The organism is Micromonospora psammae, assembly GCF_036902725.1.
In the GTDB taxonomy this organism is placed as follows: domain Bacteria; phylum Actinomycetota; class Actinomycetes; order Mycobacteriales; family Micromonosporaceae; genus Micromonospora.
Map to the genome: position 1 here is coordinate 24,145 of NZ_JBAKHM010000040.1, position 7,742 is coordinate 31,886.

Genomic DNA, 7,742 nt, shown 5'->3' on the forward strand with positions numbered 1-7,742 from the left:
ATGCGGTACAGATCACGTTCGGATCACGGCTGATCCGGCGTGGCGGAGAACAGATCGGGCACCGAAGCCACCTCCGCACCAAATGTACCATTTGGCGGCGTGCGACCCAGGTGACGCCAGGCAGCCTCCGTGGCCACCCGTCCCCGCGGGGTACGCGCCAGCAGACCGGCCCGGACCAGGAAGGGCTCGCAGACCTCCTCCACCGTGTCCGGCTGCTCCCCCACCGCCACCGCCAGGGTGGAGAGGCCGACCGGCCCGCCCCGGAACGAGTCGACCAGCGCGGTCAGCACCGCCCGGTCCAGCCGGTCCAGGCCGAGCGCGTCGACGTCGTACACCGTCAGAGCGGCGCGGGCGGTCTCCAGGTTGACCACGCCGTCGGCCCGGACCTCGGCGAAGTCGCGGACCCGGCGCAGCAGCCGGTTGGCGATCCGGGGCGTGCCCCGGGAGCGGCCGGCGACCTCCACCGCCCCCTCGTCGGTGATCGGCACGCCGAGGATCCGCGCCGACCGGTGCAGCAGCGCCTCCAGGTCGGCCGGGGCGTAGAAGTCCAGGTGCGCGACGAAACCGAACCGGTCCCGCATCGGGCCGGTCAGCAGACCGGACCGGGTGGTCGCGCCGACCAGGGTGAACGGCTCGACGTCCAGCGGGATGGCGGTCGCGCCGGGACCCTTGCCGACCACCACGTCGACCCGGAAGTCCTCCATCGCGCTGTAGAGCAGCTCCTCCGCCGGCTTGGCGATCCGGTGGATCTCGTCGATGAAGAGCACGTCGCCCTCGGCCAGGCTGGTCAGGATCGCCGCCAGGTCGCCGGAGCGCTCGATCGCCGGACCGCTGGTCACCCGGATGCCGGCCCCCAGCTCGGCGGCGACGATATTGGCGAGCGTCGTCTTTCCGAGGCCAGGTGGCCCCGACAGGAGGATGTGGTCCGGCGGGGAGCCGCGCCGCATCGCGCCCTGCAACAGCAGGTCGAGCTGGTCGCGGACCCGGTGCTGGGCGATGAACTCCGCAAGCCGCTTCGGCCGGACGCTGGCCTCCGCGTCCAGCTCCGCGTCGCTGACGTACGCCGAGACCAGACCGCCGTCCGGAGCCGTCATCGGGTGCGGCCCAGCAGTCGGATCGCCTGCTTCAGCAGGACCGGCACCGGCGGGGTCGGTCCGTCGACGGTCTCCGCGACCGCCGCCACCGCCTGGTCGGCCTGCCCGGCCGTCCAGCCGAGCCCGACCAGCGCCTGGCGGACCTGCTCGGGCCAGGCGCCGGCGGTGATCCCGGCCGCGCCGTCGGCGCCGACCGGCACCGGGCCGATCCGGTCGCGCAGCTCCAGGACCAGTCGTTCGGCGCCCTTCTTGCCGATGCCCGGCACCCGCGTCAGCGCGGCCGTGTCGGCGTTGGCGATGGCCTTGCGGACCGCGTCCGGGGTGTGCACGGCGAGCACCGCCTGGGCCAGCCGGGGACCCACCCCGCTGGCCGTCTGGAGCAGCTCGAAGAGCTGCTTGGCGTCGTCGTCGGCGAAGCCGTAGAGGGTGAGCGAGTCCTCCCGCACGACCAGGCTGGTGGCGAGCCGGGCCGGCTGACCGACCCGCAGGTCGGCGAGGGTGCCCGGGGCGCACTGCACCGCCAGGCCGATCCCGCCCACCTCCACCACCGCGTGGTCCGGACCGGTCGCGGTCACCGTGCCGCGCACGCTGGCGATCATCGTGCTCCTCCTCGTCGTACCCGCTCGGCCGCGGCGGCCAGCTTCGAGCGGGTGCCGCCCCGCCAGATGTGGCAGATGGCCAGGGCCAGGGCGTCGGCCGCGTCGGCCGGCTTGGGCGGCTCGGGCAGCCGCAGCAGGCGGGTCACCATGGTGGTCATCTGCTTCTTGTCGGCCTGACCGGAACCGGTCACCGCCGCCTTCACCTCGCTCGGCGTGTAGGTCTGCACCGGCAGCCCGGCGCGCGCCCCGGCGAGCACGGCGATCCCGCTGGCCTGGGCGGTGCCCATCACCGTGCGGACGTTGTGCTGACTGAACACCCGCTCGACGGCGACAGCGTCCGGCCGGTGCTCGGCGACCAGGTCGGTGAGCGACCGGTCCAGGTGCAGCAGGCGCAGCGGCAGCTCGTCGGCCGGGTCGGTGTAGACGACGTAGTAGGCGACCAGGGCGCAGGGCCGCCCCGGCACGCCCTCGACGACGCCGACTCCGCACCGGGTCAGCCCCGGGTCGACGCCGAGCACGCGCACGCCGCCTCCTCCCCCAGCCGCCAGCAGTACGTGTGTTCGACACCCTACTGGTCGGCCCGGCACGGCACCCCGGGGGACACGCCGGGCCCCGCCGGCGCGGCGCGTGCCGGCGGCCACACCGCCCGCCGCACGCTGGTGGACCCGGTGCGGCCGTCCACGGTGGCGCCGGCCGATCCGGGTGCTCCCACACAGACCGGCGGTCGAGTATGTGTCGCCGCCCCATGTGCCGCCGGCCACACAGCTCGTAACTTCTTGCGCCATGACGGCAGAACCCGTGGCGGTCCCCCACGTCGTACGCGTCGACCTCTCCGGTCGTAGCGCCCTGGTGACCGGTGGTGGCAGCGGCATCGGCCGGGCCTGCGCGCTGCGGTTGGCCGCGGCCGGTGCGGCGGTGCTGGTGGTGGACCGCAACGTCGAGGCGGCCAAGGCGGTGGCCGCCGAGGCCGGCGCCCGGGCCGAGGGGGTGGACCTGTCCGACCCGGCGGCGGTGCAGCGGCTCGACGCGGACGTGGACATCGTGGTCAACAACGCCGGGCTCCAGCACGTCGCGCCGGTGCAGGACTTCCCCACCGAGCGCTTCTCCCACCTGCACAGGGTGATGGTGGAGGCGCCGTTCCAGATCATCCGGCGGGCGCTGCCGCACATGTACGCGCAGGGCTGGGGCCGGATCGTCAACATCTCCTCGGTGCACGGGCTGCGCGCCTCGCCGTACAAGGCGGCGTACGTGTCGGCCAAGCACGCCCTGGAGGGGCTCTCCAAGGTGGTCGCGCTGGAGGGCGCCGCGCACGGCGTCACCGCCAACTGCATCAACCCGGCGTACGTGCGCACCGCGCTGGTGGAGGCCCAGATCGCCGACCAGGCCGCCACCCACGGCATCGGCGAGGACGAGGTGATCGAGAAGATCATGCTGGCCCGGGCCGCGATCAAGCGGCTGATCGAGCCGGAGGAGGTCGCCGAGCTGCTGGCGTACCTCTGCTCCCCGCCCGCGGCCTTCATCACCGGCGCGTCGATCGCCCTCGACGGGGGCTGGACGGCGAACTAGTGGCTGCCCGCACAATGAGCCTCATGTCGTCGCCGGTCGAATTTCTGGAGCTGCTCGCCCGGGAGGCGGCGGCGGTCGAGTTCGAGGGCCCGCTGGTGGCCGCGCGGGCTGCCGGGCTGCCCCCCGACCGGCTGGCCGAGCTGGAGCAGGCCAAGCTCGTCGCGCTGCGGGTGCGCGGGCTGCTGGAGCGGCGCCGGCGCCGGGAGACCGAACTCTCCGGCCTGTACGACACGGCCAGCGACCTGGCCGGCCTGCGCGACCTGGACGACGTGCTGCGCGCCATCGTGCACCGCGCCCGGCACCTGCTCGGCGCCGACGTGGCCTACATGACCCTCAACGACGACGAGCGCGGCGACACCTACATGCGGGTGACCGACGGTTCGATCTCGGCGAAGTTCCAGCGCCTGCGGCTGGAGATGGGCGACGGGCTGGGCGGCCTGGTGGCCCAGTCGGGCACCCCGTACGTCACCGCGAACTACCAGGAGGACGAGCGCTTCCACCACACCGGTGACATCGACGCCGGGGTCGGTGAGGAGGGCCTCGTGGCGATCCTCGGGGTGCCGCTGCGGCTCGGGTCGAGCGTGATCGGGGTGCTCTACGCGGCGAACCGGTCGGCCCGACCGTTCGCCCGCGAGGAGGTGTCGCTGCTGGTGTCCCTGGCCGCGCACGCGGCGGTGGCGATCGACACCGCCCGGCTGCTGGCCGAGACCCGCTCGGCGCTGGCCGAGCTCTCCGCGGCCAACACCACCATCCGGGCGCACAGCACCTCGGTGGAGCGGGCCGCGGCCGCGCACGACCGGATGACCGCGCTGGTGCTGCGCGGCGGCGGCATGGAGGACGTCGCCGCGGCGGTCACCGAGGTGCTGGGCGGAGCGCTGCTGGCGCTGGACGCCGAGGGGCGGCTGCTGGCCCGGGTCGGTGAGATCGGCGAGCCGGACCGGGCGGACCTGGTGGAGGCGGTGGCGGCGTCGCGCACCGAGGGACGCAGCGTGCGGCGCGGCGCGCTCTGGTACGCCGCGGTGGTGGCCGGGGCGGAGAACCTGGGCGCGCTGGTGCTGCGCCCGGACGACGAGCTGGTCGACGCCGACCAGCGGATCCTGGAGCGGGCCGCGCTGGTGACCGCGCTGCTGCTGCTGTTCCGGCGAACCGTCGCCGAGGCCGAGGGGCGGGTCCGGGGCGAGCTGCTCGACGACCTGATCGCCCGGCCGCTGCGCGACACCGACGCGCTGCGCAGCCGGGCCCGCCGTCTCGGGGTCGACCTGAACGCCCCGCACGTGCTCGTGGCGGTCGGCGAGGACGCGATCGCCGCGACCGGTTCCGCCCGGCAGCGGGTGCTCTCCTGGGCCACCACGTACGCCTCGACCCGCGGCGGACTGGCCGCGGCCCGCGACGGTCGGGTGGTGCTGATGCTGCCGGGCCGGGACGCCGGTGGCAGCGCCCGCGCGGTGGCCCGGGACCTGTCCCGGGTGACCGGCCGCCCGGTGACCGCCGGGGCGAGCGGTCCGGCGTCGGGGCCGGCGGCGCTGGCCACCACGTTCACCGAGGCGGACCGCTGCCTGACCGCGCTGGGTGCGCTGGGCCGGGCCGGCCAGGGGGCCAGCACGGCCGAGCTGGGCTTCGTCGGGCTGCTCCTCGGCACCGTCGGTGACCAGGGCGAGCAGGACGTCGCCCGGTTCCTGTCCGCGACGGTCGGGCCGGTGGTGGACTACGACGCCCGGCGCGGCACCGCGCTGGTGCGGACGCTGGAGGCGTACTTCGGGGTGGGCGGCAGCCTGGCCCGGGCCGCCGAGCAGCTGCACGTGCACGTCAACACGGTCACCCAGCGGCTGGAACGGGTCGGTCAGCTGCTCGGCGCGGACTGGCAGAAGCCGGAGCGGGCGTTGGAGGTGCAGCTGGCGCTGCGCCTGCACCGGCTGCGCACGTCGACGGACTGAGCGTCGGCGGGCTGAGCGTCGGCGGGCTGAGCGTCAGCGGGCCCGGATGCCGTCCAGCACGCCGTCGACGACCCGCTCGGGAAGGAGCCGGTCGTCCAGCTCGGGGTGCCAGCGCAGCATCCGCTGCATCAGCATCGGCCCGGTGAGCAGCGCCATCGCCACCTCGACGTCGAGGTCGGCCCGGAGTTCGCCGTCACGGACGCCGCGCTGGAGCACCTCACGCATCAGTTTCCGGCGGGGCTCGATGATGTTCTGGTAGAGCTGGTAGTGGTCCGGGCTGCGGTTCACCTCGGGCACGAGGCAGGGCATGATCCGGGCCGCGCGCGGGTCGATGTTGCGCCCCACCGCCCCGACCAGCAGCACCAGGTCGTCCCGGACGGAGTGGCCGGCCGGCTGCGGCTGCACGCCCTTGAGCCGGCGCAGCGCGTCCAGCAGCAGCGCGTCCTTGCCGGGCCAGCGGCGGTAGATGGTCGCCTTGCCGACGCCGGCCCGGGTGGCGATCGCCTCGATCGAGAGGGCTTCGACGGTGCTGCCCTCGGCGAGCAGGTCGAGGGTGGCCTCGATGATCGCCTCATCGGCGCGGACGCTCCGCGGTCGGCCGGGCGACCGCGGGGCGTCGGCGGGGGAAGTCACGTCGGACATTGTCGCCGAGATCAGGCGGTGCCGGCCAGTTCGGGTTCGCCCACCGACGGGGCGACGGGGTCGGCGGCGCCCCGACCGGGCATCCACCGCAGCACCACCAGGATGCCGAGGGCGGCCACCACCGTGGCGAAGGCCGCCGCCCAGTGCATGGCCGAGACGAAGGCGTCGTTGGCCGCCGCGATCAGCTGCGGCCCCGCCGGACCCAACTGGCCCGCCGCGGCGTACGCGCCGGAGACGGACTCGGTGGCCGCCTCGCGGGCCGGCGCCGGCAGGCGGTCGACGGCGGCGGCGACGTCCGCCCGGTAGACGGCGGAGAGGACCGAACCCAGGACGGCCACCCCGAGCGCGCCGGCCACCTGGCGCACCGTGTTGCTGACCGCGGAGCCCACGCCCGCCTTCTCCCGGGGCAGCGCGGACATGATCGACTCGGTGGCCGGCGGCATGATGTTGGCCATCCCGGCGCCCTGGAGGAAGAAGAAGACCAGCACCACCCAGATCGGGGTGGTGGCGTCGACGAAGACGAAGGCGCCGAGGGCGGCGACGGTCAGCACGAGGCCGACCACGGAGACGGCCCGGCCCCCGTACCGGCGGACCATCGCCGCGCTGCGCGGGGCGAAGATCAGCTGGGCGCCCGCGAAGGGCAGGAAGAGCAGGCCGGTCTGGAGCGGGCTGTAGTCCCGGACCAGTTGCAGGTAGAACGAGCTGAAGAACATCACGCCCATGGCGGCGAAGAAGATGAGACCGACCATCGCCACCGGCGCCGCGAAGCGCGGCACCCGGAACAGCCGGACGTCCAGCGACGGGTGGTCGCTGCGCAGCTCGTGCAGGACGAACCAGGCCAGCACCGCGAGGCCGCCGCCGACGGCGGCCCAGACCACCGGACGGTCGAAGCCGTGCTCGCCGCCGTCGATGATGCCGTAGGTCAGGGCGACCAGGCCGACGACCGAGAGCAGCACGCCGAGCAGGTCGACCCGGCCCGGGGAGGGATCGCGCGACTCGGGCACCAGCAGCGCGACCAGGACCACGCCGACCGCCACCACCGGCACGTTGATCAGGAAGACCGAGCCCCACCAGTAGTGCTCCAGCAGCGCGCCGCCGAGGATCGGGCCGATGGCGACCGCGAGACCGACCGCGCCGGCCCAGACGCCGATCGCCCGGCCCCGCTCGCGCGGGTCGAAGACGTTCGAGATGATCGACAGGGTCACCGGCATGATCGCCGCGCCGCCGACCCCCATCAGGGCGCGGGCCGCGATCAACTGGCCGGGGCTCTGCGCGTACGCCGAGAGCAGGGACGACAGTCCGAAGAGGACCAGACCGATCAGCAGGAACCGGCGCCGCCCGGAGCGGTCGCCGAGCACGCCGAAGGTGAAGAGCAGCCCGGCGAAGACGAGCGTGTAGGAGTTGATGGACCACTCCAGCTCACCCTGGGTGGCGCCGAGGCCGTGCACCGGGTCGGCGAGGGTCCGCAGCGCCACGTTGAGGATGGTGTTGTCGAGGACGACCACCAGCAGGCTGATCACCAGCACGCCGAGGATCGCCCAGCGCCTGGGATGCCCGGTGTTCTCGTGCGGTTCCATGCGTCCGGTTCTCCCCCCGGCTCACCCGCGTCGCGAAATACGATACGGAGCAGACTCGTAATGCGCTGAGCGTACGGCCCCCGATTCCGATACGGAACCGGCTCGTATCGTATGTGGCGGCCGTCACCTCCGGTCGGCTTCCCGCAGCCTTGCGTGGCCTCGGCTTCTTCGCGCGAGGTGTCCGTTTCCGCAGGCGCCGCCCGAGTGGGCCGAATGTCCGGATGTACCCGCCCCGGGTGTTTCGCGGTGACCGACGGCAAGCCTCAGGCTGGAATCGTGGCGGGGCCGGGGTCGTTACATCTCCTGTACGACGGCAGCAGCGGTGACTTG

Annotated in this window: 7 protein-coding genes; 2 read left to right on the forward strand and 5 right to left on the reverse strand. The window is 74.1% G+C overall.

What is annotated here, in order from left to right:
* Positions 1 to 23: 23 nt before the first annotated feature.
* From ruvB to ruvC, 3 genes are read right to left on the reverse strand one after another with little or no spacing between them, the layout of a single operon-like run.
* Positions 24 to 1,094 carry a Holliday junction branch migration DNA helicase RuvB gene (gene ruvB, locus V6U79_RS28655; RefSeq protein ID WP_334616581.1) on the reverse strand — a complete coding sequence of 357 codons (1,071 nt, stop codon included), beginning with the start codon at positions 1,092 to 1,094 and terminating at the stop codon, positions 24 to 26.
* Positions 1,091 to 1,693 (reverse strand): Holliday junction branch migration protein RuvA, encoded by a 603-nt coding sequence (gene ruvA / locus V6U79_RS28660; protein WP_334527219.1) that lies wholly within the window; start codon positions 1,691 to 1,693, stop codon positions 1,091 to 1,093. Before ruvA ends, ruvB begins: the two co-directional genes overlap by 4 nt.
* On the reverse strand, positions 1,690 to 2,217 hold the full coding sequence (ruvC, locus tag V6U79_RS28665; RefSeq protein WP_334616582.1) for a crossover junction endodeoxyribonuclease RuvC: 528 nt from the start codon (positions 2,215 to 2,217) through the stop codon (positions 1,690 to 1,692). Before ruvC ends, ruvA begins: the two co-directional genes overlap by 4 nt.
* A 259-nt stretch (positions 2,218 to 2,476) precedes the next feature.
* On the opposite strand from ruvC, the gene V6U79_RS28670 reads away from it, so the two are divergent.
* Positions 2,477 to 3,259 carry a 3-hydroxybutyrate dehydrogenase gene (locus V6U79_RS28670; protein WP_334527213.1) on the forward strand — a complete coding sequence of 261 codons (783 nt, stop codon included), beginning with the start codon at positions 2,477 to 2,479 and terminating at the stop codon, positions 3,257 to 3,259.
* A gap of 14 nt (positions 3,260 to 3,273) precedes the next feature.
* Complete coding sequence (locus V6U79_RS28675; RefSeq protein WP_334527210.1) at positions 3,274 to 5,193, forward strand: helix-turn-helix domain-containing protein; 1,920 nt, start codon at positions 3,274 to 3,276, stop codon at positions 5,191 to 5,193.
* 33 nt (positions 5,194 to 5,226) lie between these two features.
* On the opposite strand, the gene V6U79_RS28680 is transcribed toward V6U79_RS28675, so the two are convergent.
* Together V6U79_RS28680 and V6U79_RS28685 are read right to left on the reverse strand one after the other, a co-directional pair.
* Complete coding sequence (locus tag V6U79_RS28680; protein WP_334616583.1) at positions 5,227 to 5,835, reverse strand: TetR/AcrR family transcriptional regulator; 609 nt, start codon at positions 5,833 to 5,835, stop codon at positions 5,227 to 5,229.
* Positions 5,836 to 5,846: 11 nt separating this feature from the next.
* A complete protein-coding gene (locus V6U79_RS28685; protein ID WP_334616584.1) occupies positions 5,847 to 7,412 on the reverse strand; it encodes an MFS transporter in 1,566 nt (521 codons plus the stop codon).
* Between the last annotated feature and the right edge of the window lie 330 nt (positions 7,413 to 7,742).